Origin of the sequence: Pseudomonas sp. L-22-4S-12 (assembly GCF_009799935.1) — a bacterium.
Taxonomy (GTDB): Bacteria; Pseudomonadota; Gammaproteobacteria; order Pseudomonadales; family Pseudomonadaceae; genus Aquipseudomonas.
Genome location: NZ_WELL01000001.1, coordinates 649,412 through 675,890, shown reverse-complemented (window position 1 = coordinate 675,890; position 26,479 = coordinate 649,412). Strand labels below are relative to the sequence as shown.

Genomic DNA, 26,479 nt, shown 5'->3' with positions numbered 1-26,479 from the left:
GGTCAACCTCCTTGCGGCGGCTGCTCGTCAGCCGCGGCGACATCCAGCAGCAGGCCGCGACGCGCCAGCACCCGCACCCGTTGCCCGGTGCGTAGCGGTGCCTGGCTCTGCACCTGCCAGTTTTCCCCCTGCCATTTCACCCAACCACTCTGCGGATCGTCCGCGCGCAGCTCGGCCACTTCCAGCAGGCAGCCGACCAGGCCGGCGTCACCGCTGACCAGCACGCGCCGGCGCGCCTTCAGGGCCATGCCGAGGATGGCGACGATCAGCACGGCACTGCCCAGGGCCAGGGCCACGATCAGCCCCAGCGGAATGCCGAAGCCCGGCACCTCGGTATCGATCAGGATCACCGCGCCGATGACGAAGGCGGCCACGCCGCCCAGGCCGATCACGCCGAAGCTGGGCAGGAACGCCTCGGCCGCCATGAAGGCGAGGCCGAGCAGGATCAGCGCCACCCCGGCATAGTTCACCGGCAGCAGCTGCAGGGCGTACAGGCCGAGGATCAGGCAGATGCCGCCGAGCACCCCGCCGACGCCGCTGCCGGGGTTGGAGAACTCGAAGAACAGCCCGTAGACGCCGAGCATCATCAGGATCAGGGCCACGCTGGGGTTGGTGATCACCGCCAGCAGGCGGGTGCGCCAGTCCGGCGCATGGACCACCTGCACGGCCTGGGCCGTGTGCAACTGCAGCTCCCGGCCGGCGACACTCAGGCGCTTGCCGTCCAGCTGCCGGAGCAGGTCGTCGAGGTCACGCGCCAGGTAGTCGATCACCCGCTGCCGCAGCGCCTCCTCGGCGGCCAGGCTGACCGCCTCGCGCACCGCCTGCTCGGCCCACTGGGCATTGCGCCCGCGCAGCTGGGCCAGGCCGCGAATATAGGCGGCGGCGTCGTTGACCTGCTTGCGGGCCAGGGTGGCCTCGGCGTCGCCGGCCTTGTCCGCGCCTTGCTCGCCGGCAGGCTTGTCCGGTTTCGGCGCACCGGGCAGGCCGCCGACCTGCACCGGGGTGGCGGCGCCGAGGTTGGTGCCCGGCGCCATGGCGGCGATATGGCTGGCATAGAGGATATAGGTGCCGGCGCTGGCGGCCCGTGCCCCGCCGGGGGCGACGTAGGTGGCCACCGGCAGCGGGCTGGCGAGGATCGCCTTGATGATCTCGCGCATCGAGCTGTCCAGGCCGCCGGGCGTGTCGAGGCTCAGCACCACCAGCTGGGCGCCCTGCGCCTGCGCCCGCGCCAGGCCGCGCACCAGGTAGTCGGCGCTGGCCGGGCCGATCGCGCCCTCGACCGTCAGCAGAACCACCGGCGCCGTGGCCGCCCCCACCCCGCCCGGCACCACCAGCAATGCCAGAATCAGGACCACGCTCTGCATGAGCAGGCGCAACATGGCCGCCTCCACCCTCTGCCGAATGCACCACCGCCGCCGCACCGACAGCCCTGCGACGGTGTGCATATATAAGAGCGTAGTTGAGCCCGCTACGGGGCAACGGATGACCGGACGGAACGGGTAGGTGCGAAGAGCGCCTGGCGGTTTTTTTCCAACGCCTGGAGTGCCGCGCCACGGCCGGATGGTCGCGGCACGGCGAGCGGGCGGGTTAGCGGAAACGCCGGCCCGGTTCTTCCTCGCTGACCTCCAGGCTGAGCCCCTGATTGGAGCTGGTCAGGTGTTCGCCGTCGGTTTCCGAACCGAGCTTGATCATCAGGCGCAGGTCGTTCGCCGAGTCGGCGTAGAGCAGCGCGTCTTCGTAGGTGATCTCGCCCTGGGTGTAGAGGTTGTACAGGGCCTGGTCGAAGGTCTGCATGCCCAGCTCGGTGGAGCGCTTCATCAGGTTCTTCAGCTCGTGCACCTCACCCTTGCGGATCAGGTCGGCGGCCAGCGGGGTGTTGATCAGCACCTCGATCACCGCGCGGCGGCCCTTGCCGTCCGGGGTCGGCACCAGCTGCTGGGCGACGATGGCCTTGAGGTTGAGCGACAGGTCCATCCACACCTGGTTCTGCCGGTCCGGCGGGAAGAAGTTGATGATCCGGTCCAGCGCCTGGTTGGCGTTGTTGGCGTGCAGGGTGGCCAGGCACAGGTGGCCGGTCTCGGCGAAAGCCACGGCATGGTCCATGGTCTCGCGGGTACGGATCTCGCCGATCAGGATCACGTCCGGCGCCTGGCGCAGGGTGTTCTTCAGCGCCACCTCGAAGGACTCGGTGTCGATGCCCACTTCGCGCTGGGTGACGATGCAGCTCTGGTGCTGGTGGATGTATTCGATCGGGTCTTCGATGGAGATGATGTGGCCGCTGCTGTTCTTGTTGCGGTAGCCGATCATCGCCGCCAGCGAGGTGGACTTGCCGGTGCCGGTGGCGCCGACGAACAGCACCAGGCCGCGCTTGGTCAGGGCCAGCTTCTTGAGGATCTCGGGCAGCTTGAGGTCGTCGATGGTCGGGATGTTGGTCTCGATGCGGCGCAGCACCATGCCCGCCAGGTTGCGCTGGTAGAAGGCGCTGACGCGGAAGCGACCGATGCCGCGGGCGCTGATGGCGAAGTTGCACTCGTGGTTCTCGGCAAAGTCGCGGCGCTGCTGCTCGTTCATCACCGAATGCACGGTTTCCCGGGTCTGTTCCGGCGACATGGGGCTCTTGGTCACCGGCATGATCTTGCCGTTGACCTTCATCGACGGCGGTACCCCGGCGGTAATGAACAGGTCAGAACCACCCTTTTCCACCATCAAACGCAGCAGCTTTTCGAATTCCATCGTTCCCGCCCATCGTGCCAGTGCAGGGCCGCAACCGGGGCGGCCCGCTTATTATTAGAAGTTTTCCGGGGTCTTGGCCTTCTCGCGGGCCGCCTCGCGGCTGACCAGGCCCTTGGCCACCAGGCCTTTGAGGCAGGAGTCGAGGGTCTGCATGCCCAGCGAGCCGCCGGTCTGGATCGCCGAATACATCTGCGCCACCTTGTCCTCGCGGATCAGGTTACGGATCGCCGGGGTGCCGATCATGATCTCGTGGGCCGCCACCCGGCCGCCGCCGATCTTCTTCAGCAGGGTCTGCGAGATCACCGACTGCAGCGATTCGGAGAGCATGGAGCGGACCATGGACTTCTCCTCGGCGGGGAACACGTCGACCACCCGGTCGATGGTCTTGGCCGCCGAGGTGGTGTGCAGGGTGCCGAACACCAGGTGGCCGGTTTCCGCGGCGGTCAGCGCCAGGCGGATGGTTTCCAGGTCGCGCATCTCGCCGACCAGGATGATGTCCGGGTCTTCACGCAGGGCCGAACGCAGGGCCTCGGAGAAGCCGTGGGTATCGCGGTGCACTTCGCGCTGGTTGACCAGGCACTTCTTCGACTCGTGAACGAATTCGATCGGGTCTTCGATGGTCAGGATATGGTGGTACTTGGTGCTGTTGAGGTAGTCGAGCATCGCCGCCAGGGTGGTCGACTTGCCCGAGCCGGTCGGCCCGGTGACCAGTACCAGGCCGCGCGGCACGTCGGTGATCTTCTTGAACACCTCGCCCATGCCAAGGTCTTCCATGGTCAGCACTTTCGACGGAATGGTCCGGAATACCGCACCGGCGCCGCGGTTCTGGTTGAATGCGTTGACCCGGAAGCGCGCCACGCCAGGGACTTCGAAGGAGAAGTCGGTCTCGAGGAATTCCTCGTAATCCTTGCGCTGCTTGTCGTTCATGATGTCGTAGATCAGCGCGTGAACCTGTTTGTGGTCCATCGCCGGCAGGTTGATCCGCCGTACGTCGCCGTCCACCCGAATCATCGGCGGCAGGCCCGCCGAGAGGTGCAGGTCCGACGCGCCTTGCTTGGCGCTGAAGGCCAACAGCTCGGTAATATCCATGGGACTCCCCAATCACATGCAAGCAGGTAGAATGCCGCAAACCCCTGACGGGCGGGCTATAGAGCGCGAGTAATGTCCACGATAGCAGAGAATATTGCAAAGGTTCGCGAGCGTATCCGTGAGGCGGCGCAAGCCTCGCAGCGAGATTCGGCGACTATCGGCCTGCTCGCGGTGAGCAAGACCAAACCCGCCGCCGCGATCCGCGAGGCGCATGCGGCCGGGCTTCGCGACTTCGGCGAAAACTACCTGCAGGAAGCCCTGGGCAAGCAGCTGGAACTGGCCGACCTGGACTTGACCTGGCACTTCATCGGCCCCATTCAATCGAACAAGACCAAGCCGATCGCCGAGCATTTCGCCTGGGTGCACTCGGTGGATCGGCTGAAGATCGCCGAGCGCCTGGCCGCCCAGCGCCCGGCCGGCTTGCCGCCGCTGAATATCTGCCTGCAGGTGAATGTCAGCGGCGAGGCCAGCAAATCCGGCTGTACCCCGGACGAACTGCCGGCCCTGGCACAGGCGGTTACACAACTGCCGCAGCTGCGTCTGCGCGGATTGATGACAATCCCCGAACCGACCGACGACCCGGCCGAGCAGCATGCCGCCTTCGCCCGCCTGCGCGAGCTGCGCGACCGCCTGGGCCCAGGCCTCGACAGCCTGTCCATGGGCATGAGCCACGACCTGGAGGCGGCGATCGCCGAAGGCGCGACCTGGGTACGCATCGGCACCGCTCTGTTTGGCGCGCGAGATTACGGCCAGCCCTGAGCGGGCCAACCACCCCGAATTGAAGAACGAAGGAAACCCGACATGAGCCACCCACGTATCGCCTTCATCGGTGCCGGCAACATGGCCACCAGCCTGATCGGCGGCCTGCTCGCCCAGGGCATCCCGACCAGCCACATCCGCGCCAGCGACCCGGGCGCCGAACAGCGGGCCAAGGTCGCCGGCGAATACGGCATCGAGCTGTTCGCCAGCAACGCCGAGGCCATCGCCGGCGCCGACGTGGTGGTCCTGGCGACCAAGCCGCAGGTGCTCAAGGACGTCTGCCAGGCCCTGGCCCCGAGCCTGGCCGCCGGCCAGCTGATCGTCTCCATCGCCGCCGGCATCGGTTGCGCCAGCCTGGCCAACTGGCTGGGCGAGCGCCCGATCGTGCGCTGCATGCCCAACACCCCGGCCCTGCTGCGCCAGGGCGTCAGCGGCCTGTTCGCCAACGCCGAGGTCTCCAACGCCCAGCGCCAGCAGGCCGAACAGCTGCTGTCCGCCGTCGGCCTGGCCCTGTGGCTGGACCAGGAGCAGCAGATCGACGCGGTCACCGCCGTGTCCGGCAGCGGCCCGGCCTACTTCTTCCTGCTGATCGAGGCGATGACCGCCGCCGGCGAGCAGCTCGGCCTACCGCGCGAGATCGCTGCCCAGCTGACCGTGCACACCGCCCTCGGCGCCGCGCGCATGGCCAGCGAGAGCGAGGTCGACGCCGCCGAACTGCGCCGCCGGGTAACTTCGCCCAACGGCACCACCGAAGCGGCGATCAAGACCTTCCAGGCCGGCGGCTTCGAAGCCCTGGTGCAGAAGGCCCTGGACGCCGCCGCCCAGCGCTCAGCCGAACTCGCCGCGCAACTGGGTCAATAAACAGCTGGATTACCAAGGAGCCCGCATGTCCGGATTCACGGAAGCCCTCATCTATATCATCCAGACCCTCGGCAGCCTGTACCTGCTGATCGTGCTGCTGCGCTTCATCCTGCAACTGGTGCGCGCCGACTTCTACAACCCGCTCAGCCAGTTCACCCTGAAGGCCACCCAGCCGCTGCTCAAGCCGCTGCGCCGGGTCATCCCCGGGCTGGGCGGGCTGGACCTGGCCTCGCTGGTGCTGGCGATCCTGGTGCAACTGCTGCTGATGGTGGTGATCATCCTCGTCGCCGGCGCCAACCCGCTCGCGGTCGGCCTGCAGCTGCTGGTGTGGGCGGTGATCGCGGTGACCTCGCTATTCCTCAAGATCTTCTTCTTCGCCATGATCATCAGCGTGATCCTCTCCTGGGTCGCCCCCGGCAGCTACAACCCCGGGGCGCAACTGGTCAACCAGATCTGCGAGCCGCTGCTGGCGCCGTTCCGCCGGCTGATCCCCAATCTTGGCGGCCTGGATATCTCGCCGATCTTCGCCTTCATCGCGCTGAATCTGCTGGATCGCTTCGTCATCGGCAATCTCGCGGCCATGAGTGGCATGCCCGCCATCCTCAGCCCGTTCATCTGAGATGGCCTGGTTCCGCTGGGATGGTGACGACCTGATCCTCGACTGCCACCTACAGCCCAAGGCCAGCAAGGACGAATTCGCCGGCCTGCACGGTGAGCGGCTGAAGATCCGTCTCACCGCGCCACCGGTGGAAGGCAAGGCCAATGCCCACCTGCTGGCCTTCCTCGGCAAGGCCTTCGGCGTGGCCAAGAGCCAGGTCAGCCTGGAAAGCGGCGAGCTGAACCGGCAGAAACGCGTGCGCATCCATGCCCCGCAGCGCCTGCCGGAACTGCCCGGACTGACCGCTCGGGTGCCTTGAGCGACCACAGGGAGCCGCGTGTGCGGCGGGGCGATTGACGCCGGCGCCATCCCCCGCATAATGCGGGCATCTCCGGCAAAGCCTCGGCTATCGTGGCAGTGCCGCACGACAGTCTGCCGCCCTCGCCACCCACGACCCACGCAGGATGCGTTACCCGAGAGGAGAAGCCCGGATGAGCATGGAACGTCTCAGTCAGCAGGTAGACGCCTACGTCGCCTGGAAGCGCGAGCTGATGCGCGAGATCACCCGTTACCGCAGCTGGCTGGCGCACAACCGGCTCGGCTCGGAAGCGCTCGACACCCGCCTGGAGCGGGCCCTGCGCCTGCTGCGCACCGACCACATCACCCTGGCCTTCGTCGGCGAGTTCTCCCGCGGCAAGACCGAGCTGATCAACAGCCTGTTCTTCTCCGAGTACGGCCAGCGCATGCTGCCGTCCCAGGCCGGGCGCACCACCATGTGCCCGACCGAGCTGCTCTTCGACCCGCGCTCCGAGCGCTCCTACATCCGCCTGCTGCCGATCGAGACGCGCACCGCCTCGGCCAGCGTGGCGCAGTTCAAGCGCATTCCGCGGCACTGGGTGAACATCCCGCTGGACACCAGCGACCCGGACAACATGGTGCAGGCCTTCAGCCAGGTGGCGAAGACCAAGCCGATGCCGGTGGAACAGGCGATCCAGCTCGGTTTCCACCCGGACATGCTGGAAAGCGCCGGCAAGCCCGGCCAGGTGCTGGTACCGGCCTGGCGCCACGCCATTGTCAACTTCGACCATCCGCTGCTGCGCCAGGGCCTGCGCATCCTCGACACGCCCGGCCTGAACGCCCTCGGCAGCGAACCGGAACTGACCCTGTCGATGCTGCCCAGCGCCCAGGCGATCATCTTCCTGCTGGCCGCCGACACCGGCGTCACCGCCAGCGACATGGCGATCTGGCAGCAGCATATCCGCCAGCTCGACGAAGACACCCAGTCCAGCCTGTTCGCCGTGCTGAACAAGATCGACGTGCTGTGGGACGACCTCGCCGGCGAGCAGTTCGTGCACCACGCCATCAGCCAGATCCGCCACGCCACCGCGCGCCAGCTGGGCATCGGTGCCGACAGCGTGCTGCCGCTGTCGGCCAAGCAGGCCATGCTGGCCAAGGTGCGCAAGGACGAGGCGCTGCTCGCGCGCAGCCAGCTCGGCGACCTGGAAAGCCTGCTGTGCGAACGCATCGTCGCGCAGAAGGAACGCCTGCTCGAAGACCGCGTGGTCAACCAGGTGCTGGCCCTGCTCAACAACAGCCAGCACGTGCTCAACCTGCGCCTGGCCAAGGTGCGCGAGCAGCAGGAACTGCTCTCCAGCCACCAGCAGGACAACGGCCAGATGCTCTTCGAGCTGACCGCCAAGACCAAGGAAGACCACAGCCAGCACCACAAGCGCCTGCTCGGCCTGAAGACCAACCAGCGCCTGCTCAAGCGCCAGGGCGACCTGCTGCGCGCCGCCGTCCTCCCGGACCGCCTGGAAGCCCACCTGGCGCGGGTCCGCGAGGGCCTGAGCGGCAGCTGGACCACCTTCGGCATCAACCAGGCGATCCTGCAGTTCTTCCACAACGTCGAACACGACCTCGGCAACCTGGCCCAGGAAGCCGAGATGGCCAACAAGATGGTCGCCGCCATCTACCGCCGGCACAACGAGGAAAACCCGCTGCACGGCGTCGACGCGCCGCAGTTCAACAGCCGCCGCTACCTGCGCGAGCTGCAGCAGCTGCAGGCCAAGGCCGACCAGTTCCGCCTGCACCTGAAGACCCTGCTCACCGAGCAGAAGATCCTGACCCGGCGCTTCTTCGCCACCCTGGTGCAGGAAGTCATCGGCCTGCACCAGCGCCTGCGCCACGAGGCCGAGCAGTGGGCCAGCGACGCGCTGATGCCGCTGATGCAGCACACCCTGGAGCACAAGCAGCTGCTGGAAACCCACATGCTGCGGCTCAAGGCCCTGGCCCAGGACACTCAGCAGGCGCGCCAGCGCGGCCAGCAACTGGCGCGCTATATCGGCGAACTGGAAACCCAGCTGGGCCAGGCCAGCGACATGCTCCGCGCGCTGCGCCGCCCGGCGCCGATCCAGCGCCAGGGCAAGGTCGTCACCCTGCCCGGCGCAGCCCGCCAGCAAGGGGCCGGCGACCCGGCGTAGAGCCTTTCCATTCAAGGCCTTAGGGCCCCCGCGGCGCTTGCCGCTGGGGGCCCCGGTCTTTAGACTGCTGCACTTCCTTGATCGAGAGCAGGGTCGATGCCGACAGCCTTTCCCGAAGATTCCGTCGGTCTGGTCACACCGCAGACTGTGCACTTTGCCGAGCCGCTGCCCCTGGTTTGCGGGCGCACGCTGGCCGACTACCAGCTGATCTACGAGACCTACGGCACGCTGAACGCCGCGGCGAGCAACGCCGTGCTGATCTGCCATGCGCTGTCCGGGCATCACCACGCCGCCGGCTACCACCGCGCGGACGAGCGCAAGCCGGGCTGGTGGGACAGCTGCATCGGCCCCGGCAAACCGATCGACACCAACAAGTTCTTCGTCGTCAGCCTCAACAACCTCGGCGGCTGCAACGGCTCCACCGGCCCCGGCAGCCTCAACCCGGCCACCGGCAAGGTCTACGGCGCCGACTTCCCGGTGATGACCGTGGAAGACTGGGTGCACAGCCAGGCGCGCCTGGCCGACCGGCTCGGCATCGACCGCTGGGCCGCGGTGATCGGCGGCAGCCTGGGCGGCATGCAGGCGCTGCAGTGGAGCATCAGCTACCCCGAGCGTGTGCGTCACTGCCTGGCCATCGCCTCGGCGCCCAAGCTGTCGGCGCAGAACATCGCCTTCAACGAAGTGGCGCGCCAGGCGATCCTCACCGATCCGGACTTCCACGGCGGGCACTTCCAGGAACAGGGCGTGATCCCCAAACGCGGCCTGATGCTGGCGCGCATGGTCGGCCACATCACCTACCTGTCGGACGACGCCATGGGCGAGAAATTCGGCCGCGAGCTGAAAACCGACAAGCTCAACTATGACTTCCACAGCGTCGAGTTCCAGGTGGAAAGCTACCTGCGCTACCAGGGCGAGGAATTCTCCGGGCGCTTCGACGCCAATACCTACCTGCTGATGACCAAGGCGCTGGACTACTTCGATCCGGCCGCCGCCCAGGGCGGCGACCTGGCCAAGACCCTGGCGGTGGCCCAGGCCGACTTCTGCGTGATGTCCTTCACCACCGACTGGCGCTTCTCGCCGGCGCGCTCGCGGGAAATCGTCGACGCCCTGCTGGCGGCGAAGAAGAACGTCAGCTACCTGGAAATCGACGCGCCGCAGGGCCACGACGCCTTTCTCATCCCGATCCCGCGCTACCTGCAGGCCTTCGGCGGTTACATGAAACGGATCGAGGTATAAGCCATGCGCGCAGATCTGGACATCATCCAGGAATGGATCCCCGCCGGCAGCCGCGTGCTCGACCTCGGCTGCGGCGACGGCGAACTGCTGGCCTGGCTGCACGCCAACAAGCAGGTCAGCGGCTACGGCCTGGAGATCGACGGCGACAAGATCGCCACCTGCATCGAGCGCGGGGTCAACGTGATCGAGCAGGACCTCGACCAGGGCCTGGGCAACTTCGCCAGCAACAGCTTCGACGTGGTGGTCATGACCCAGTCGCTGCAGGCCCTGCGCTACCCGGACAAGGTGCTGGCGGAAATGCTGCGGGTCGGCAAGACCTGCATCATCACCTTCCCCAACTTCGGCCACTGGCACTGTCGCTGGTACCTGGCGCGCAACGGCCGCATGCCGGTGTCGGAGTTCCTGCCCTACACCTGGTACAACACGCCGAACATCCACTTCTGCACCTTCGCCGACTTCGAGCGCCTATGCCTGCAGCTGGGCGCCCGGGTCGAGGAACGCCTGGCGGTGGACCACGAACACCGGCACAGCCTGGGCAGCAAGCTTTGGCCTAATCTGATGGGAGAGATCGGCATCTATCGCGTCAGCGGGCCCGGCCTGGCCGATCACCGCGTAGCCCTCTAACCCCCTGACGTCCAGGAGAACCACCATGCCTCGCCTCGCTTCCCTGCTGCTGTGCCTGCTCGTCGCCCTGCCCGCCTTCGCCGAACGCAAGCAGAGCTTCGGCGACCTGGATGTGCATTACAGCGTGTTCAACTCCAGCTTCCTGCAGCCGGATATCGCCGCCGCGGCGGGCCTGAACCGCAGCAAGACCACCGGCGTGGTCAACGTCGCCGCGCTCAAGGCCGGCAAAGGCGTACCAGCCCAGGTCAGCGGCCAGGTGAAGAACCTGCTCGGCCAGACCAGCGCCCTGAGCTTCAAGCAGGTGCTGGAAAGCGGCGCGGTGTACTACCTGGCCGAGTTCCCGCTGCGCGAGCGCGAAATGCTCAACTTCACCCTCAACCTGCAGGTCGGCGATGCCGCGCCGCAGAGTTTCAGCTTTGACCAGGAAGTGTTTCCGGACGAATGATGCAGCTCACCGAACTCGTGCTGGCCAGCCACAACGCCGGCAAACTCAAGGAACTCCAGGCCATGCTCGGCGACGCCGTGCGCGTGCGCGCGATCGGCGAGTTCTCCAGTGTGGAGCCGGAGGAAACCGGCCTGTCCTTCGTCGAGAACGCCATCCTCAAGGCCCGCCATGCCGCCCGGGTGTCCGGCCTGCCGGCGCTGGCCGACGACTCGGGGCTGGCCGTGGATTGCCTCGGCGGCGCACCCGGCATCTACTCGGCGCGCTATGCCGATGGCCAGGGTGACGCGGCCAACAACGCCAAGCTGCTGGAAGCGCTCAAGGCTGTGCCGGACGCCGAGCGCGGCGCCCAGTTCGTCTGTGCCCTGGCTCTGGTGCGACACGCCGACGACCCGCTGCCGATCCTCTGCGAGGGCCTCTGGCACGGCAGCATCCTGCACGCGCCGTGCGGCGAGCATGGCTTCGGCTACGACCCACTGTTCTGGGTCGCCGAACGCGGCTGCTCCAGCGCCGAGCTGACCGCGATCGAGAAGAACCAGCTCAGCCACCGCGCCCGCGCCATGGCCCTGCTCAAGCAGCGCCTGGGGCTGGCATGAGCCCGCTCAGCGGCGGGGGCTTCCAGCTCCCGCCCCTTGCCCTGTACATCCACATCCCGTGGTGCGTGCGCAAATGCCCGTACTGCGACTTCAACTCCCACGCCGCCGGCCCCACGCTGCCGGAAGAGGACTATGTCGACGCCCTGCTGGCCGACCTGGACGCCGACCTCGGCCATGTCCACGGCCGCGAGCTTTCCTCGATCTTCTTCGGCGGCGGCACCCCCAGCCTGTTCTCGGCCCGCACCCTGAGCCGCCTGCTGGAAGGCGTCGAGCGGCGCGTGCATTTTGCCCGTGACATCGAGATCACCCTGGAAGCCAACCCCGGGACCTTCGAGCAGGCCAAGTTCCGCGATTACCGGCGCCTCGGCATCAATCGCCTGTCGATCGGCGTGCAGAGCTTCCAGCAGGCCAAGCTCAAGGCCCTCGGCCGCATCCACGACGGTAATGAGGCCGTGCGAGCCGCCGATATGGCGCGCGCCGCCGGTTTCGACAACTTCAACCTCGACCTGATGCACGGCCTGCCCGAGCAGAGCATCGAGGACGCCCTGTTCGACCTGCGCACCGCCATCGCTCAGGGGCCGACCCACCTGTCCTGGTACCAGCTGACCATGGAGCCCAACACGGTGTTCTGGAGCCAGCCGCCGGCGCTGCCGGAAGACGACCTGCTGTGGGACATCCAGGAAGCCGGCCAGGCCCTGCTGGCCGAGCAGGGCTACGCCCAGTACGAGGTCTCCGCCTACGCCCAGGCCGGCCAGGCGGCGCGGCACAACCTCAACTACTGGACCTTCGGCGACTTCCTCGGCATCGGTGCCGGTGCCCACGCCAAGCTGAGCAGCCCGGCCGGGCAGATCGCGCGCAGCTGGAAGACCCGCCTGCCCAAAGACTACCTCGACCCGGCCAAGGCCTTCCAGGCCGGCGAACGCCTGCTGACCGCCGACGAGCTGCCGTTCGAGTTCCTGATGAATGCGCTGCGCCTGACCGAAGGCGTACCCGCCAGCCTGTTCACCGCGCGCACCGGCCTGCCCCTGACGCAACTGGCCGCGGCCCGCCGCGAAGCCGAATCGCGCAAGCTGCTGCTGGCCGACCCGACGCGCCTGGTCGCCACCCGCGAAGGCCAGCTGTTCCTCAACGATCTGCTGCAGCACTTCCTGCCGTAGGTTGGGTTGAGGCACGCAGTGCCGAAGCCCAACGAGCGAGGGTGCGGCAACGCCGTGCCCCCATCCGTCCGCCGTTGGGCTTCGCTGTGCTCAACCCAACCTACCCCGCCCCGGGCGACAGACGGTAAACTGCCAGGCACGCTCGCCTACCGCCCACAATAAGGACCACCGATGGATCTGCTGCTCGACCTGATCACCACCCTGTCGCGCTGGTGCCGCGGCAACCTGCACGACATTTCCCTGGCCATCATGGCCACCCTGTTCGTGCTGTTCGGGCCGGGTATCAATGCCTGGGTGCAACGCTCGATCAGCAGCTTCAACTTCTTCCTGCGCACGCTGATCTTCGTCCTGGTCTGCGCGGTCGGCTACGGCCTGGCCATCGTCTTTCTCACCCCCTGGCTGGCCCAGGGCCTGGGCTACTTCAACAACTTCACCCTGGCGCCGGTGCTGTTGCTGGTGTTCTTCCTGATCGGCGTGCTGGCCGACCGCAGCTGAACCCGCCCACCGCGCGGAGCACCTTGTTCGCGCGCGGCCTTGCACAAAAGCCGCTGATCGCCTTTTCTGTGTAACCAGGCGGATGCCGCTGGCCATCCGCCCATGAGCCTGTCCGCGCTGCCACCGGCTGCGCCCGGACGGTCGCCTGGCAGTCCTCCCCACCGGCCCACCCCGGAGGCACCATGAAGCGCATCGCCCCGCTGCTGCTGATCCTCGCCAGCCTGCTCAGCCCAGGCGCCCTGGCGGACAACATCGTCCGCGAAGGGCACAAGAGCCTGCTGCCGCAACCCGCCTAGCCGGCGATGCGGCGCAAGGCCGTGCCGCCAGGGCGCGGCTACAGCCCCGTGCGCGGTGGCGAAAAACCAACGAGACAATCCATCCGCTGCACTATCGCCAATCCATCTAACGGACCTGCCGCGGGCGAGGTAGATTGAATTCAGTAGGGCCACACAGGAGGTAGGGCATGCAGGTATCCGGGTACAGCGGCAACCTGCCGCTCTCGACCCAGATCATCAAGAAAGCCGGCCAGGCCGTCGCATCACCCGAGACTCCGGGCAGCCCGGAACAGGTGAACCGCGCAGTCGACCGCGCTGCTGATCGAGTCGCCGAGCAACAGGACAGTCAGGCACTGAGCCAGTCCAACCGGCGTAGCGCCGCCACCCAGTTGTACAGCGCCACCAGCCAGCAACGGCAAATCGGTACCTATCTGGCGGTCGCCAGCGAAGGCGAGATCGACAGCCAGCCGGGCGCGGTGGGAACAGCGCTGCAACTGCGTGACGAGGTCCGTCGCAACCAGCTGGCACAGGACATCGCGAGCAACACCCGCCGCGTCGAGCGGCCAGAGGCAAAACCGGCAGCGCCGGAACCGTACGTAGCCACCCGTGCCTGATCTGCACCGCCAGCAGCGCACAAAAAAGCCGCCCGAGGGCGGCTTTTTCTATGGCGCTGTCAGCTTAGAGCTGCGGGCCGGCGTTGCGGATGGCGTCGGATACGTCGAACTTCTTGAAGTTCTCGATGAACAGCTTGGCCAGGCCTTTGGCGGCCTCGTCGTAGGCGTTCTGGTCGGCCCAGGTGTTGCGCGGGTTGAGCAGGTTGGTCTCGACGCCCGGCACGGCCTTCGGCACGTCCAGGTTGATCAGCGGCAGGTGCTCGGTTTCGGCACCGATCAGCGCGCCGCTCTGGATGGCCGCGATCACGCCACGGGTGGTCGGAATGTTGAAGCGCTTGCCGACGCCGTAACCACCGCCGGTCCAGCCGGTGTTGACCAGGTAGACCTTGGAGCCGAAACCATTGATGCGCTTGATCAGCAGCTCGGCGTATTCGCCAGCCGGGCGCGGGAAGAACGGCGCACCGAAGCAGGTGGAGAAGGTCGACTTGATGCCGCTGCCGCTGCCCATTTCGGTGGAACCGACCAGCGCGGTGTAGCCGGACAGGAAGTGGTAGGCCGCCTGCTCGTTGTTCAGGATCGACACCGGCGGCAGTACGCCAGTCAGGTCGCAGGTCAGGAAGATCACCGCATTCGGCTCGCCGCCGAGGTTCTTCTCGCTGCGCTTCTCGACGTGCTCCAGCGGGTAGGCGGCACGGCTGTTCTGGGTCAGGCTGTCATCGGTGTAGTCCGGCACGCGGTTCTCGTCGAGCACCACGTTTTCCAGCACGGCGCCAAACTGGATGGCTTTCCAGATCACCGGCTCGTTCTTCTCGGACAGGTCGATGCACTTGGCATAGCAACCGCCTTCGATGTTGAACACCACGCCTTCGCCCCAGCCGTGCTCGTCGTCACCGATCAGGTAGCGGCTTTCGTCAGCGGACAGGGTGGTCTTGCCGGTGCCGGACAGGCCGAAGAACAGGGTCACGTCGCCTTCTTCGCCGATGTTGGCGGCGCAGTGCATCGGCAGCACGTCTTTTTCCGGCAGCAGGAAGTTCTGCACGGAGAACATGGCCTTCTTCATTTCACCGGCGTAGCGCATGCCGGCCAGCAGGACCTTCTTGGCGGCGAAGTTGATGATCACGCAGCCGTCGGAGTTGGTGCCGTCACGCTCCGGCACGCACTCGAAGTTGGGCACGTTGAGCACCTTCCACTCGTCCTTGCCGGCCGGGTTGTAGGTCTGCGGCTCGATGAACAGCTGGCGGCCGAACAGGTTCTGCCAGGCGGTGGCGGTGGTCATCTTGACCGGCAGGTAGTGCTCGGCGGCAGAGCCGACATGCACGTGGGAGACGAAGCGATCCTGGCCGCGGTTGAATTCCTCGACGCGATCCCACAGGGCATCGAACTTGTCGGCCGGGAACGGACGGTTGATGTTGCCCCAGGCGATTTTCGCCTCGCTGCTCGGCTCCTGCACGATGTAACGGTCAGCCGGGGAGCGGCCGGTGCGATGACCGGTACGCACAACCAGCGCGCCATTGGCGGCCAGCTCGCCTTCGCCACGGCGAATGGCCTCTTCGACCAGTTGGGCAACGCTGATATCGGTGTAAACGGCGGTGTTGGCTTGCGTCATGAGGGTCCCCGTCGGCGGCTGGCCGAGTCTTCCAAACGTTGTGTAGTAAGCCGCTGGCTTCGCTACAGCGATAAAAAAGTCGCGGGAGTATGCCAGAAAAGCCGGCTTTTTGGCAGCCTCTTGTCTACCGAACTAACCGATAGACGCACGCTATAGCATCAGTGCCGGGTCGCCGAGGGCGCCTGGGTATCGCCGCTGGCGAACAGCTGCGCCACATCGGCCGCATCGAAGGCATAGCGCTGGTTGCAGAACTGGCAATCGATTTCCACCTGCCCGCCATGCTCGCCGAGCAGCAGCTCGGCATCTTCCCGCCCCAGGCTGATCAGCGCCCGCGCCGAACGCTCGCGCGAGCAGCTGCAGCGGAACTGCAGGGGCAGCGGGTCGAACAGGCGCAGGGCTTCCTGGTGATACAGGCGGTGCAGCACAGTTTCGTTATCGAGCCCCAGCAGTTCCTCGGCGCTCAGGGTGTTGGCCAGGGTCAGCAGGTGTTCCCAGCTGGCCGCCCGCTCCTCGGGGTCCGGCAGGCGGTCGGCCGGCAACTGCTGCAACAGCAGGCCGCGGGCGCGGCGGCCGTCGGCATGCAGCCAGAAGCGGGTGGGCAGCTGCTCGGAGCTGGCGAAGTAGTCGGACAGGCAATCGGCCAGGCTGTCGCCTTCCAGGCCGACGATGCCCTGGTAGCGCTGGCCCTGCTGGTGGTCGATGGTCAGCGCCAGGCTGCCTTCGGGCATCAGTTCGCGCAGGCCGGCATCGGCCTTGATCTGCTCGGCGTCGTAGCGGGCGATGCCGCGCACTTCACGCTTGCTGGAGATCTCGATCATCAGCAGCGGCACCGGGCCGTTGGAACGCGCCTGCAGGATCAGCAGGCCATCGAACTTCAGGGTACCGACCAGCAGCGCGGCGGCGGCGAGCATTTCGCCGAGCAGCTGGGCCACCGGCTGCGGGTAGGGATGCTTGGCCAGCACGTGCTGGTAGCTCTCGCCAAGGCTGGCCAGTTCGCCGCGCACATCGGAGTCGTCGAACAGGAAACGTTGAGTGAAATCGGTCATGCCCGGACTCTGCTTGGTTTCAGGGTTGGCGATTTTAGGCGCAAAGCCCGGCGCGACCAAGGCCCGGCTGTCCAGCGCCCGCCTCTCAGAGCCTGTTCACGATCTTTTGGACTAGAGCCAGACAAGGCAAAAACAGGCGAGGAAGCGGAGTTTACGAGCTGTAAATGAGCATTCCGAGCCTGCTTTTAACGCGGTATGGCCGACGGACAGGAGATCGTGAACAGGCTCTCAGTCCTGCCCGCCGCGGAACTGCTGCAGCTGGCGGCGCTGCTTCTTGCTCGGCCGGCCGTCGGTCTGCAGGCCCAGGGCGCCGGCCTTGCGCAGCTCGGCCGCGGCCTCGCGGTGCTGCCGGCTGTCGGCAGTCTCCTCGTACAGCAGCTGCGCCTGCGGCGCCCCGCGGCGCACCATGGACAGCGCGAGCACGCGCACCGTGCGCTCCTCGAAGCCGGTGCGGATGACGTATTCGTCGCCGATCCGCGGCTCCTTGCCCGGCTTGCAGCGCTCGCCGCGGCAATGCACCTTGCCACCCTCGATGGCTTCCTTGGCCAGGGCGCGGGTCTTGTAGAAACGCGCCGCCCACAGCCATTTGTCCAGGCGCACCTTGTCTGGGTCTTTATCGCTCATCGTGCCCTCGCCAAGAGATCGGTCATGACGCTGAATCTTGCCTGATGCAGTTGTCACATGGGCCTACTAGAATGCCCGCAACTTCCGGAGAAAGCCTGCATTGAAGACTTTCGACCATCTCGCCGTCATCGGCCTGCGCGAATGGATCAACCTGCCCGAGCTGGGCATGGTCGGCCTGCGCGGCAAAATCGACACCGGTGCCAGCACCTCGACCCTGCACGCCAGCGATATCCAGCCGTTCGACCGTGACGGTGAACCCTGGGTGCGCTTCACCGCCCACCTCGGCACCCAGGTGCAGCGCCGCCATCGCTGCGAGGCGCCACTGGTGACGGTGAAGACCATCAGGAGCTCCAACGGCCAGGCCCAGACCCGCTACGTGATCCGTACCCAGCTGGCGCTGGGCGATCGCCTGTGGCCGGTGGAGTTCACCCTGGCCTGCCGCAAGACCATGCGCTACCGCGTGCTGCTCGGCTCCAAGGCGCTGGTCGACGGCCAACTGGTGGTCAACCCGGCGCTGACCTACGTGCAAGACAAACCCCAGCTTTCCCTGCCTTCCGGTGCTCAATGAAGATTGCCATCCTGTCGCGCAACCCGCGCCTGTATTCGACCCGTCGCCTGGTGGAGGCCGGCACCGAACGCGGCCATGAAGTGGTAGTGATCGACACCCTGCGCGCCTACATGAACATCGCCAGCCACAAGCCGCAGATCCACTACCGCGGCCGCCCGCTGGAGAACTTCGACGCGGTGATCCCGCGCATCGGCGCCTCGGTGACCTTCTACGGCTGCGCGGTGCTGCGCCAGTTCGAGATGATGGGCGTGTTCCCGCTCAACGAGTCGGTGGCCATCAGCCGCTCGCGCGACAAGCTGCGCTCGCTGCAGCTGCTCTCGCGGCGCGGCGTCGGCCTGCCGGTGACCGGCTTCGCCCACTCGCCGGACGACATCCCCGACCTGATCCAGATGGTCAACGGCGCGCCGCTGGTGATCAAGGTGCTGGAAGGCACCCAGGGCATCGGCGTGGTGCTCTGCGAGACGGAAAAGGCCGCCGAATCGGTGATCGAGGCCTTCATGGGCCTCAAGCAGAACATCATGGTCCAGGAGTACATCAAGGAAGCCGGCGGCGCCGACATCCGCTGCTTCGTGGTCGGCGACAAGGTGATCGCGGCGATGAAGCGCCAGGCCAAGCCCGGCGAATTCCGCTCCAACCTGCACCGCGGCGGTTCGGCCAGCCTGATCAAGATCACCCCGGAAGAGCGCATGACCGCCATCCGCGCGGCCAAGGTCATGGGCCTGTCGGTGGCCGGGGTCGACATCCTGCGCTCCCACCACGGCCCGCTGGTGATGGAGGTGAACTCCTCCCCTGGCCTGGAAGGCATCGAGACCACCACCGGCAAGGACGTGGCCGGGATGATCATCCAGTACATCGAGAAAAACGGCGGCCCGCACCTGACCCGGACCAAAGGCAAGGGCTGAAGGCGCGGCCCGCCCCCCAGGCCGCCGAGCCCCGAGCCTAGCCAGCCGCCGCGGCCGGGTCGCGCCCGGCGTGGTACGCCTGCATCCACTGCAGAAACTCCGCCTCGGCCAGCGGCCGGGCAAAGTGGTAGCCCTGCCCCAGGGCGCAACCGCGGCTGCGCAGCCAGCCCAGCTGCGCCTCGTTCTCGATGCCTTCGGCCACGCACGCCAGCCCCAGGTTGCGGGCGATCAGCAGAATGGTCTCGACCAGCATCTGCCCGCTGGCATCGCTTTGCAGGTCATGGATGAAGCTGCGATCGATCTTCAGCCGGTCCAGCGGCAGGCGCTTGAGGTAGGTCAGCGACGAATAGCCGGTACCGAAGTCGTCGATGGCGAAGCGGATGCCCAGCTGCTTGAGCGCCTGCATGGCGGCGATGCAGCGTTCGACATCCTCCAGCAGCACGCCCTCGGTGATCTCCAGCTCCAGCGCACTGGCCGGCAGGCCGTGGCGCAGCAGGCAGGCATTGATGCGCTCGGCGCAGTCCGGCTGGCGCAGCTCGCGCGGGCTGAGGTTGAGCGCCAGCACCAGCTGCGGCCAGCGCGCCTGCCAGCTCGCCAGGCGGGCGCAGGCCTGCTCCAGCACCCAGTTACCGAGTTCCTGGATCAGCCCGGTTTCCTCGGCCAGGGGGATGAACTGGCTCGGCGGGATCTCGCCGCGCTCCGGGTGCTGCCAGCGCAGCAGCACCTCGGCACCGGCGACCGCGCCGTCGGCCAGTTCCAGCTGCGGCTGGAACACCAGGTACAGCTGGTCGCGGCTCATCGCCTGGCGCAGCTCGCTCTGCAGCAGCAGGCGCTGGTCGATCACCGCCTGCATCTCCGGGGCGAAGAAGTGCAGGGCATTGCGCCCGCCCTGCTTGGCCTGGTACATGGCGGTGTCCGACTGCTTCAGCGCATCGGCGGCGCCCTGCCCCGGCAGCGGGTGCAGGGTGATGCCGATGCTGGCGCTGACCGCCAGCTCGTGGCCGTGGATCAGGTAGCTGCCCTGCAGGCTGGCCAGCAGCTTCTCGCCCACCTCGGCGGCGTACTCGGCGGCCTGCGTCGGGCTGCTGGCGAGGTTTTCCAGGAGCACCACGAACTCGTCGCCGCCCAGCCGGGCCAGGGTGTCCTCGGCGCGCAGGCAGCCGCTCAGGCGGTCGCTGACCGCCTTGAGCAGGGCATCGCCGCTGGGATGGCCGAGGCTGTCGTTGACCGTCTTGAAGTGGTCGAGGTCGATGAACAGCAAGGCGCCGAAGCGCTCCTCGCGCTGTTCGCGGGCCATGGCCTGCTGCAAACGGTCCTGCAGCAGGCGACGGTTGGGCAGGCCGGTCAGCTCGTCGCTGTAGGCCAGGCGTTCGATCTCGCGCTGGTAGCGCTGGCGTTCGGAGATATCGGTGATGCTGCCGCGGATCAGCAGCGGCTGGCCGGGCATGCGTACCAGGCGCACCTCGCAGGGCAGCAGATGGCCGACGCTGTCGCGATGCAGCCACTCGAACACCGGGGTGCCGCCATTGATCGCGGCATCCAGGTACTCGCGCGCCAGCGGTGCGGACTCCTCGCCATTGGCCTGGCGGGGCGGGCTCAGCTCGAACAGGCCCTTGCCCAGCAGCTCGGCGTGGCTGAGCTTGAACAGGCGCAGGGCATTCTCGTTGGCCTCGATGATGCCGCCCTTGGGGCTGAACAGCACGATGGCCTCCGGGGCATGCTCCACCAGGGTGCGGTAACGCGCCTGCGCCTCGTGCCGCTCGGTGATGTCCTCGATCAGGACCAGGCAGGCTTCCAGCTTGCCGTCCTGCTCGCGCACCGCGCGCAGGCTCAGGCGGCTGTAGAGCACCGAGCCGTCGCGGCGCAGGAAGCGTTTCTCCAGCTCGTAGTCGTCACGCTCGCCGCGGTTGATCGCATCGAACAGCGCCGCCTCGCGGGGCACGTCCTCGGCATGGGTGATCCGCCGCCAGCTGCTGTTGCGCAGCTCCTCGCGGCTGCGCCCGAGGATCTGGCACAGCTTGTAGTTGACCTCCAGCCACCGCCCCTGCGGGTTGATCATGGCCATGCCGATCAGCGGCGCCTCGAAGAACAGGCGCAGCCATTCGTCGCGCTCGCGCAGCTGCTGCTCGGCCCGCTTGCGCGCGCTGATGTCCTGGATCGCGCCGTACAGGCGCACCATGCGCTGGCCGTCCATTTCCGGAAAGCCCTTCAGGCGCACCCAGCGCGAGGTGCCGCGGGCCCCGGACAGGCGTACCTCCATGTCGAAGGCCTGGCCGCTGCGCATGATCTGCGCCAGGGTCTGCTCGATGAGCCGGCGGCTCTCGCGGTCGTAGCGGCTCAGGGCCACCTGCAGCGAGGGCGCGCCGCCGGCCGGGTCCATCTCGTTCATGCGGAAGCAGCCGTCGGTCCAGTACATGCGCTGGTCGGCCATCTCCAGCACCCAGCCGCCGATATCGGCGATCGCCTCGGTCTGCGACAGCAGATGGGTCTGCCGCAGCAGCTCCTCGCGGCCCCTGGCCAGCTCTTCCGCCAGGCGCTCGCGCTCGCTGACGTCATGGTTGAGGGCGACGAAATGGCTGACCTTGCCGTGCTCGTCGAGCAGCGGCGCGATGATCACCTCGTTCCAGAACTCCTCGCCATTCTTGCGGTAGTTGCGCAGCACCTCCTGGTGCGGCAGGCCGCGGCTGAGCGCCTGGCGCGCGCGCAACAGGGCGCCGTGGTCCTCCTTGCCGGCCAGCAGCAGGCGGCTGGCGCTGCCGAGGATCTCCTCGCGGCGGTAGCCGCTGATCCGCTCCAGCGCCGGGTTGCAATAGATGAAGGGATTGCCGGGGCGGCGCGCATCGGAAATCGATACGCCGAGCGGGCAGGCCTGCAAGGCCAGGTTGGCCAGGGCCAGCTCCTTCTGCATCGCCGCGCTGCGCTGCAGGGTGTGGCGCAGGTCGCTGAGGGCGCGCCCGACCAGCAGGGCGGCGACCACCAGCAGCAGCACGCTGAAGTGCATTTCCAGGCGCTGCGGGCTCTGCCAGTCGCCGCCCAGCCCCAGGTCGCCGGCCAGCGGCAGGGCGAGCACCGACAGCGCCGTCAGCACCGCGCCCCAGAGCGCGCCGCTGAAACCCAAGAGCAGCGCCAACAGCAGCATCATCACGCCGATCAGCGGCAGGACCAGCAGCGGCGGCAGGCTGAACAGCAGCAGCGGCAGGCTCAGCAGCAGGCCGAGCAGCGCCCACCAGGGCGGCGCCGTCAGCGGGCTGCTCGCGGCGGCCTGCGGCCCCGGACGGGCCCAGCCACGCCGGCGCAACCAGGGCGTCAGCAGGGCCAGCAGGGGCAGGGCCACGCCGAAGCTGGCCAGGCTGTCAGCCAGCCACAGGGTCAGGGTCGCCGGCCACCAGTGCCCGCCCGCCAGCACCCCGGTCAGCAGCAGATTGCCCTGTACGCCAAGCGCCACCAGGGCGACCGGCAGCAGCACACCGAGCAGGATGAAGCGCATCAGGCTGGGCACGCTGGCCAGCGCGGCATCGAAATCGGGCCGGCGCAGCAGCAGCCAGGCGAGGCCGACCCCCAGGGTTTCCGGCAGCGCGTAGAGCGGCGCCCAGTGCCAGTCCAGGCCCCACAGCGGAATGCTGAGCGCGGCGTTGAGGTACAGCGCTGGCAACACCCGCGGCCCCCACCACAGCACGAGGGTCAGGCCCAGGGCGAACGGCAGGTACCAGAGCGCCGCGCCACTGACGAACTGGCTCGACAAGGACAACCAGGTTCCCAGGTGGAACAGTGGCAGCGGCAACCACCAACTCCACCCGGGCAGTCGATCCGACTCCACGGCCATGCTGACCTCGCGCTGATTCACTCAAGCAGCATAGATCAGCGCTACGCGCCCGGACCCAGGAGTTGGCGGGGCCGCTAACCGCCGATCAGGACAGCCTGGCGGCGCGCTGGAGCCCGGCGACCCGCCGCCTGCGCCGAGCCCCGGAACGAAAAAGCCCGCCGGAAGGCGGGCTTTTCGCTACTGCCGGACTCAGGCCGTGGCCGGTCGCAGCGAGTAGGTTTTCAGCTGTTCGGCGAACTCGCGCAGCGACTGGATGCCGCTGGCCTCGGCCTCGTTCACCCACTGCTTGATCGCCTCGAGCATGTCGTGGCCGTTGCTGCTGGTCTTGACCCAGATCTGCTGCAGGGCCAGACGCTTCTCGTAGATCACCTTGAGCGCCTGGCTCTGCTCCAGCATGCGCTGGATGCGTGCCTGGTGGCCCTCGTCGAGCAGGCTGGTCTCGCGCGACAGCAGGCGCTTGGCGCGGCGGAACTGGTGGCGTACCGACTCGTCGGCCTTGGCCAGCTCCTGCTTGACCAGCGGCGCGATGACCAGCTTGCGGTACTGCGCCATGATCTGGAAACGGTTGTTGAGGATGGCCATGGCGGTATCCATGTCCAGGTTGCGCTTGCCTGCCACGCGGTGGGCGATCGGCGCCACGCGCTGCACCTTGGCCAGGCGCAGGGCGCTGAACAGCTGGATCCAGGCCCAGCCCATGTCGAACTCCCACTTCTTCACCGACAGCTTGGCGCTGTTGGGGTAGGTGTGATGGTTGTTGTGCAGCTCTTCGCCGCCGATCAGGATGCCCCAGGGCAGCAGGTTGGTGGCCGCGTCGCGGCACTCGAAGTTGCGGTAGCCGACGGCATGGCCGAGGCCGTTGATCACGCCCGCGGCCCACACCGGAATCCACATCATCTGGATCGCCCACACGGTCATGCCGAGCACGCCGAACAGGGCCAGATCGATGATCGCCATCAGCACGATACCGCCGGTCGGGAAACGCGAATAGACATTCCGCTCGACCCAGTCTTCCGGGCAGTTCTTGCCGTAGATGCGCAGGGTCTCCGGGTTCTTCGCTTCCTGCTGGTAGAGCTCGGCACCGGTACGCAGCACGGTGCCCAGGCCCTTGATCACCGGGCTGTGCGGGTCATCCACGGTTTCGCATTTGGCGTGGTGCTTGCGGTGGATGGCGGTCCACTCGCGGGTGTTCTGGCCAGTGCTCAGCCACAGCCAGAAACGGAAGAAGTGCTTGAGCGCCGGATGCAGCTCCAGCGCGCGGTGCGCCGAGTAGCGGTGCAGATAGACTGTGACGCTGACGATGGTGATATGGGTCATCACCAGGGTGACCGCGATCAGTTGCCAGACCGACAGGTCGAGAAAGCCGTTGTACCACATGAAGGGTGTTGCCTCGCGGGGAAGAGGGAGACGGCCCGCAACGCGAACCTAGGCGCATTATCGCCTAGCGCCGGGAGAAAACCAGAGCGCCTTTAGACGGGAATACTCTGGATGACAACTCATCTATAATGCGCGCCAGTGCACATTTCCCCCCTCTTTTGACCGAATCCCCCCCTTGATGAAACTCCAGCGCAGTCCGCTGCAACTGACCCTGCTCTATTTGCTGGCGGCCCTGCTCTGGCTGCTGTGCAGCGACGCCCTGCTGCTGGGCCTGGGGCTGGACCGCGACCACCTGGCGCGCTACCAGCTGCTCAAGGGCTTGGCCTTCATCCTGTTTACCGGCCTGCTGCTGTACTGCGCCTTGCGCCAGTACCAGCACGAGCAATCGCTGATCCGCCGCCATATCAAGCACAGCGAGGAGCGCCTGAACCTGGCCCTGGACTCCGCCCAGGAAGGCCTGTGGGACTGGGACATGACGAGCGACCGAGTGTTCTATTCGCGGCGTTACTGCAGCCTGCTCGGCTATACCCCCGAGCAGTTCGGCAACAGCCGCGCGGCCTGGGAAGAACGCCTGCACCCGGATGACCGCGAACAGGCCATCCAGCGCGTGCAAGCCTTGTTCGAACAGCGCACGCCCTACTACGAAGGCACCTATCGCCTGCGCCACCAGAACGGCGACTACCGCTGGCTGCTGGCCCGCGGCCAGCTGCTGCTCGACGAGGCGCAGCAGCCGCTGCGCTTCATCGGCACTACGGTCGACATCACCCAGCGCCGCGCCGACGAGGACAGCCTGCGCCAGGCCGCCGCGGTATTCGACAGCACCCAGGAAGGCGTGCTGGTCACCGACCGCAACCAGCACATCGTCCACGTCAACCCGGCGTTCAGCCGCATCACCGGCTACGCCGCCGAGGAAGTGCTCGGGCAAACCCCGTCGCTGTTCAAGTCCGGACGCCATGACCGCGCCTTCTACCAGAGCCTGTGGCATGCCCTGGAGCAGCGCGGCTCATGGAGCGGCGAGATCTGGAACCGGCGCAAGAGCGGCGAGGTCTTCCCCATGTGGCAGTGCCTGCGCAGCATCCACGACGAGAGCGGCAACCTCAGCCACTACGTCGCGGTGTTTTCCGACATCAGCGCGCTCAAGCGCTCGCAGCACGAGCTGGACTACCTGGCCCACCACGATCCGCTGACCACTCTGCCCAACCGCCTGCTGTTCAGCGAGCGCATCGAGCAGGCCCTGCAGCGCGCCCAGCGCGGCGCCCTGCTGCTGATCGACCTCGACCACTTCAAGATCATCAACGAGAGCCTCGGCCACAACACCGGCGACCAGTTGCTCAAGCTGATCGGCGAGCGCCTGGCCGGCAGCCTCGGCAAGCATCTGACCCTGGCGCGCCTGGGCGGCGACGAGTTCGGCCTGCTCAGCACCGACTGTGCCCAGGCTGCGCAGGCCTCCGCGCTGGCCCAGCGCCTGCTCGAATGCCTGGCCGAGCCGTTCAGCATCCAGGGCGAGACCCTGTTCATCGGCGCCAGCATCGGCATCAGCCTGTACCCGGATGACGGCGACTCGGTCGAGCAGCTGCTGCGCAACGCCGACTCGGCGCTGTTCCGCGCCAAGAGCAGCGGCCGGCAGACCTTCAGCTTCTACAGCCAGGACATGACCATCCTGGCGCGCCAGCGGGTCAAGCTGGAGGCCGAGCTGCGCCAGGCCCTGGAACAGGACCAGCTGCGCGTGTACTACCAGCCGATCCACCACCTGAGCGGCGACCGGCGCATGCTCGGCGTCGAGGCCCTGGTGCGCTGGCAGCATCCGGAACGCGGCCTGGTGCCGCCGGGCGAGTTCATTCCGATGGCCGAGGACAGCGGCCTGATCGGCGCAATCGACGCCTGGGTGCTGGAACAGGCCTGCGCCCAGATGTGCCGCTGGCAGGCCCGCGGCATCGGGCTGGAGTTCGTCGCGGTGAATGTCTCCAGCCGCCTGTTCAGCCGCGGCGAGCTGGATCTGCAGGTGGCGCGGGTCCTGGCCAAGACCGGCCTGGACCCCGCCCATCTGGAGCTGGAGGTCACGGAAAGCGCGGTGATGGAAGACCCGGACCGCGCCCTGGAACTGCTGCAGCACCTGCGCAGCCTGGGCGTGCGCCTGGCGATCGACGACTTCGGCACCGGCTACTCCTCGCTGGCCCGCCTCAAGCGCCTGCCGGTGGACAAGCTCAAGCTCGACCAGAGCTTCGTCCGCGGCCTGCCCAGCGACCCGGAAGATGCCGCCATCGCCCGTGCCGTGGTGACCCTCGGCCGCAGCCTGGGCCTGCACGTGCTCGCCGAAGGCATCGAGCAGGAGCAGCAGGCGCGTTTCCTCCTCGACCTCGGCTGCGACTTCGGCCAGGGCTACTGGTTCGGCCACCCGCAGCCGGCCGACCAGCTGCTACCCACGACAACGGCCTAGAGCCGGGTGCGCCGTGCACCAGGCCAACCCCAGGGGGCCGAAGGTCTGGCCCTGCTCAAGGACGGCGAGCAGCTGCCGGTAGCGACCCCGAAGCCCCCCGGCAACCACTGCTACACCGCCTGGGACTAGGTGCCGAGCAG

General features: G+C 67.3%; 24 protein-coding genes. 16 read left to right on the top strand and 8 right to left on the bottom strand.

Going from position 1 to position 26,479, the window contains the following annotated elements; all coding sequences use genetic code 11:
• Positions 1–2: 2 nt before the first annotated feature.
• The 3 genes from F3I16_RS03045 to pilT form a co-directional block, all read right to left on the bottom strand.
• Positions 3–1,379 carry a nodulation protein NfeD gene (locus F3I16_RS03045; RefSeq protein WP_160492275.1) on the bottom strand — a complete coding sequence of 459 codons (1,377 nt, stop codon included), beginning with the start codon at positions 1,377–1,379 and terminating at the stop codon, positions 3–5.
• Positions 1,380–1,587: 208 nt separating this feature from the next.
• Positions 1,588–2,733, bottom strand: coding sequence for a PilT/PilU family type 4a pilus ATPase (locus tag F3I16_RS03040; protein ID WP_160492274.1), 1,146 nt, complete (start codon positions 2,731–2,733; stop codon positions 1,588–1,590).
• A gap of 54 nt (positions 2,734–2,787) precedes the next feature.
• Positions 2,788–3,822, bottom strand: coding sequence for a type IV pilus twitching motility protein PilT (pilT, locus tag F3I16_RS03035; RefSeq protein WP_160077127.1), 1,035 nt, complete (start codon positions 3,820–3,822; stop codon positions 2,788–2,790).
• 72 nt (positions 3,823–3,894) lie between these two features.
• Between pilT and F3I16_RS03030 the strand changes: the two genes are divergently transcribed.
• The 12 genes from F3I16_RS03030 to F3I16_RS02975 all read left to right on the top strand — a co-directional run bounded on the left by F3I16_RS03030 (position 3,895) and on the right by F3I16_RS02975 (position 13,959).
• Entirely contained in the window at positions 3,895–4,581 is a 687-nt protein-coding gene (locus F3I16_RS03030) for a YggS family pyridoxal phosphate-dependent enzyme (protein WP_160492273.1), read from the top strand.
• A gap of 42 nt (positions 4,582–4,623) precedes the next feature.
• Positions 4,624–5,442 (top strand): pyrroline-5-carboxylate reductase, encoded by an 819-nt coding sequence (gene proC, locus F3I16_RS03025; protein ID WP_160492272.1) that lies wholly within the window; start codon positions 4,624–4,626, stop codon positions 5,440–5,442.
• Between the two features lie 25 nt (positions 5,443–5,467).
• On the top strand, positions 5,468–6,061 hold the full coding sequence (locus tag F3I16_RS03020; RefSeq protein ID WP_160492271.1) for a YggT family protein: 594 nt from the start codon (positions 5,468–5,470) through the stop codon (positions 6,059–6,061).
• 1 nt (position 6,062) lies between these two features.
• Positions 6,063–6,359 (top strand): DUF167 domain-containing protein, encoded by a 297-nt coding sequence (locus F3I16_RS03015; RefSeq protein ID WP_160492270.1) that lies wholly within the window; start codon positions 6,063–6,065, stop codon positions 6,357–6,359.
• A 172-nt stretch (positions 6,360–6,531) separates the two neighbouring features.
• Complete coding sequence (locus F3I16_RS03010) at positions 6,532–8,520, top strand: dynamin-like GTPase family protein (protein WP_160492269.1); 1,989 nt, start codon at positions 6,532–6,534, stop codon at positions 8,518–8,520.
• A gap of 96 nt (positions 8,521–8,616) precedes the next feature.
• Entirely contained in the window at positions 8,617–9,756 is a 1,140-nt protein-coding gene (locus F3I16_RS03005) for a homoserine O-acetyltransferase (RefSeq protein ID WP_160492268.1), read from the top strand.
• A gap of 3 nt (positions 9,757–9,759) precedes the next feature.
• A complete protein-coding gene (gene metW, locus F3I16_RS03000; RefSeq protein WP_160487872.1) occupies positions 9,760–10,380 on the top strand; it encodes a methionine biosynthesis protein MetW in 621 nt (206 codons plus the stop codon).
• 25 nt (positions 10,381–10,405) lie between these two features.
• A complete protein-coding gene (locus F3I16_RS02995) occupies positions 10,406–10,825 on the top strand; it encodes a DUF4426 domain-containing protein (protein ID WP_160492267.1) in 420 nt (139 codons plus the stop codon).
• Entirely contained in the window at positions 10,822–11,418 is a 597-nt protein-coding gene (rdgB, locus tag F3I16_RS02990) for an RdgB/HAM1 family non-canonical purine NTP pyrophosphatase (protein ID WP_160492266.1), read from the top strand. Before F3I16_RS02995 ends, rdgB begins: the two co-directional genes overlap by 4 nt.
• Positions 11,415–12,575, top strand: a complete 1,161-nt coding sequence (hemW, locus tag F3I16_RS02985; protein ID WP_160492265.1) for a radical SAM family heme chaperone HemW — start codon at positions 11,415–11,417, stop codon at positions 12,573–12,575. The genes rdgB and hemW overlap by 4 nt, the downstream gene beginning before the upstream one ends.
• Before the next feature lie 171 nt (positions 12,576–12,746).
• Entirely contained in the window at positions 12,747–13,070 is a 324-nt protein-coding gene (locus F3I16_RS02980) for a DUF3392 domain-containing protein (protein WP_160077149.1), read from the top strand.
• A 463-nt stretch (positions 13,071–13,533) separates the two neighbouring features.
• On the top strand, positions 13,534–13,959 hold the full coding sequence (locus F3I16_RS02975; protein WP_160492264.1) for a hypothetical protein: 426 nt from the start codon (positions 13,534–13,536) through the stop codon (positions 13,957–13,959).
• 64 nt (positions 13,960–14,023) lie between these two features.
• Here the strand turns inward: F3I16_RS02975 and F3I16_RS02970 are convergent, their stop codons facing one another.
• The 3 genes from F3I16_RS02970 to F3I16_RS02960 form a co-directional block, all read right to left on the bottom strand.
• A complete protein-coding gene (locus tag F3I16_RS02970; RefSeq protein WP_160492263.1) occupies positions 14,024–15,565 on the bottom strand; it encodes a phosphoenolpyruvate carboxykinase in 1,542 nt (513 codons plus the stop codon).
• Between the two features lie 158 nt (positions 15,566–15,723).
• Positions 15,724–16,611, bottom strand: coding sequence for an Hsp33 family molecular chaperone HslO (gene hslO / locus F3I16_RS02965; RefSeq protein ID WP_160492262.1), 888 nt, complete (start codon positions 16,609–16,611; stop codon positions 15,724–15,726).
• A 228-nt stretch (positions 16,612–16,839) separates the two neighbouring features.
• On the bottom strand, positions 16,840–17,235 hold the full coding sequence (locus F3I16_RS02960) for an RNA-binding S4 domain-containing protein (protein ID WP_160492261.1): 396 nt from the start codon (positions 17,233–17,235) through the stop codon (positions 16,840–16,842).
• Between the two features lie 166 nt (positions 17,236–17,401).
• Between F3I16_RS02960 and F3I16_RS02955 the strand changes: the two genes are divergently transcribed.
• Positions 17,402–17,803: an ATP-dependent zinc protease gene (locus F3I16_RS02955; RefSeq protein WP_372239599.1), complete on the top strand. Its 402-nt coding sequence runs from the start codon at positions 17,402–17,404 to the stop codon at positions 17,801–17,803.
• Complete coding sequence (gene rimK, locus F3I16_RS02950) at positions 17,800–18,705, top strand: 30S ribosomal protein S6--L-glutamate ligase (protein WP_160077161.1); 906 nt, start codon at positions 17,800–17,802, stop codon at positions 18,703–18,705. The genes F3I16_RS02955 and rimK overlap by 4 nt, the downstream gene beginning before the upstream one ends.
• A gap of 37 nt (positions 18,706–18,742) precedes the next feature.
• On the opposite strand, the gene F3I16_RS02945 is transcribed toward rimK, so the two are convergent.
• A complete protein-coding gene (locus F3I16_RS02945) occupies positions 18,743–22,528 on the bottom strand; it encodes an EAL domain-containing protein (RefSeq protein WP_160492902.1) in 3,786 nt (1,261 codons plus the stop codon).
• Positions 22,529–22,717: 189 nt separating this feature from the next.
• On the bottom strand, positions 22,718–23,902 hold the full coding sequence (gene desA / locus F3I16_RS02940) for a delta-9 fatty acid desaturase DesA (protein WP_160492259.1): 1,185 nt from the start codon (positions 23,900–23,902) through the stop codon (positions 22,718–22,720).
• A gap of 178 nt (positions 23,903–24,080) precedes the next feature.
• Here desA and dibA point away from each other — a divergent pair, with 178 nt between their 5' ends.
• Positions 24,081–26,339, top strand: a complete 2,259-nt coding sequence (dibA, locus tag F3I16_RS02935) for a phosphodiesterase DibA (RefSeq protein ID WP_160492258.1) — start codon at positions 24,081–24,083, stop codon at positions 26,337–26,339.
• 6 nt (positions 26,340–26,345) lie between these two features.
• Entirely contained in the window at positions 26,346–26,468 is a 123-nt protein-coding gene (locus F3I16_RS21155) for a hypothetical protein (RefSeq protein ID WP_256670055.1), read from the top strand.
• Positions 26,469–26,479: the final 11 nt, after the last annotated feature.

Bases quoted from the DNA above. Each gene is read 5' to 3' on its own strand.
- rimK (WP_160077161.1), top strand. From the start codon at position 17,800: ATGAAGATTGCCATCCTGTCGCGCAACCCGCGCCTGTATTCGACCCGT.
- F3I16_RS02945 (WP_160492902.1), bottom strand. From the start codon at position 22,528: ATGGCCGTGGAGTCGGATCGACTGCCCGGGTGGAGTTGGTGGTTGCCG.
- desA (WP_160492259.1), bottom strand. From the start codon at position 23,902: ATGTGGTACAACGGCTTTCTCGACCTGTCGGTCTGGCAACTGATCGCG.
- F3I16_RS02975 (WP_160492264.1), top strand. From the start codon at position 13,534: ATGCAGGTATCCGGGTACAGCGGCAACCTGCCGCTCTCGACCCAGATC.
- hslO (WP_160492262.1), bottom strand. From the start codon at position 16,611: ATGACCGATTTCACTCAACGTTTCCTGTTCGACGACTCCGATGTGCGC.
- F3I16_RS02960 (WP_160492261.1), bottom strand. From the start codon at position 17,235: ATGAGCGATAAAGACCCAGACAAGGTGCGCCTGGACAAATGGCTGTGG.
- dibA (WP_160492258.1), top strand. From the start codon at position 24,081: ATGAAACTCCAGCGCAGTCCGCTGCAACTGACCCTGCTCTATTTGCTG.
- F3I16_RS03010 (WP_160492269.1), top strand. From the start codon at position 6,532: ATGAGCATGGAACGTCTCAGTCAGCAGGTAGACGCCTACGTCGCCTGG.
- F3I16_RS03030 (WP_160492273.1), top strand. From the start codon at position 3,895: ATGTCCACGATAGCAGAGAATATTGCAAAGGTTCGCGAGCGTATCCGT.
- F3I16_RS02980 (WP_160077149.1), top strand. From the start codon at position 12,747: ATGGATCTGCTGCTCGACCTGATCACCACCCTGTCGCGCTGGTGCCGC.
- hemW (WP_160492265.1), top strand. From the start codon at position 11,415: ATGAGCCCGCTCAGCGGCGGGGGCTTCCAGCTCCCGCCCCTTGCCCTG.
- F3I16_RS03020 (WP_160492271.1), top strand. From the start codon at position 5,468: ATGTCCGGATTCACGGAAGCCCTCATCTATATCATCCAGACCCTCGGC.
- pilT (WP_160077127.1), bottom strand. From the start codon at position 3,822: ATGGATATTACCGAGCTGTTGGCCTTCAGCGCCAAGCAAGGCGCGTCG.
- metW (WP_160487872.1), top strand. From the start codon at position 9,760: ATGCGCGCAGATCTGGACATCATCCAGGAATGGATCCCCGCCGGCAGC.
- proC (WP_160492272.1), top strand. From the start codon at position 4,624: ATGAGCCACCCACGTATCGCCTTCATCGGTGCCGGCAACATGGCCACC.
- F3I16_RS02970 (WP_160492263.1), bottom strand. From the start codon at position 15,565: ATGACGCAAGCCAACACCGCCGTTTACACCGATATCAGCGTTGCCCAA.
- rdgB (WP_160492266.1), top strand. From the start codon at position 10,822: ATGATGCAGCTCACCGAACTCGTGCTGGCCAGCCACAACGCCGGCAAA.
- F3I16_RS03005 (WP_160492268.1), top strand. From the start codon at position 8,617: ATGCCGACAGCCTTTCCCGAAGATTCCGTCGGTCTGGTCACACCGCAG.
- F3I16_RS03040 (WP_160492274.1), bottom strand. From the start codon at position 2,733: ATGGAATTCGAAAAGCTGCTGCGTTTGATGGTGGAAAAGGGTGGTTCT.
- F3I16_RS03015 (WP_160492270.1), top strand. From the start codon at position 6,063: ATGGCCTGGTTCCGCTGGGATGGTGACGACCTGATCCTCGACTGCCAC.
- F3I16_RS02995 (WP_160492267.1), top strand. From the start codon at position 10,406: ATGCCTCGCCTCGCTTCCCTGCTGCTGTGCCTGCTCGTCGCCCTGCCC.
- F3I16_RS03045 (WP_160492275.1), bottom strand. From the start codon at position 1,379: ATGTTGCGCCTGCTCATGCAGAGCGTGGTCCTGATTCTGGCATTGCTG.
- F3I16_RS02955 (WP_372239599.1), top strand. From the start codon at position 17,402: ATGGTCGGCCTGCGCGGCAAAATCGACACCGGTGCCAGCACCTCGACC.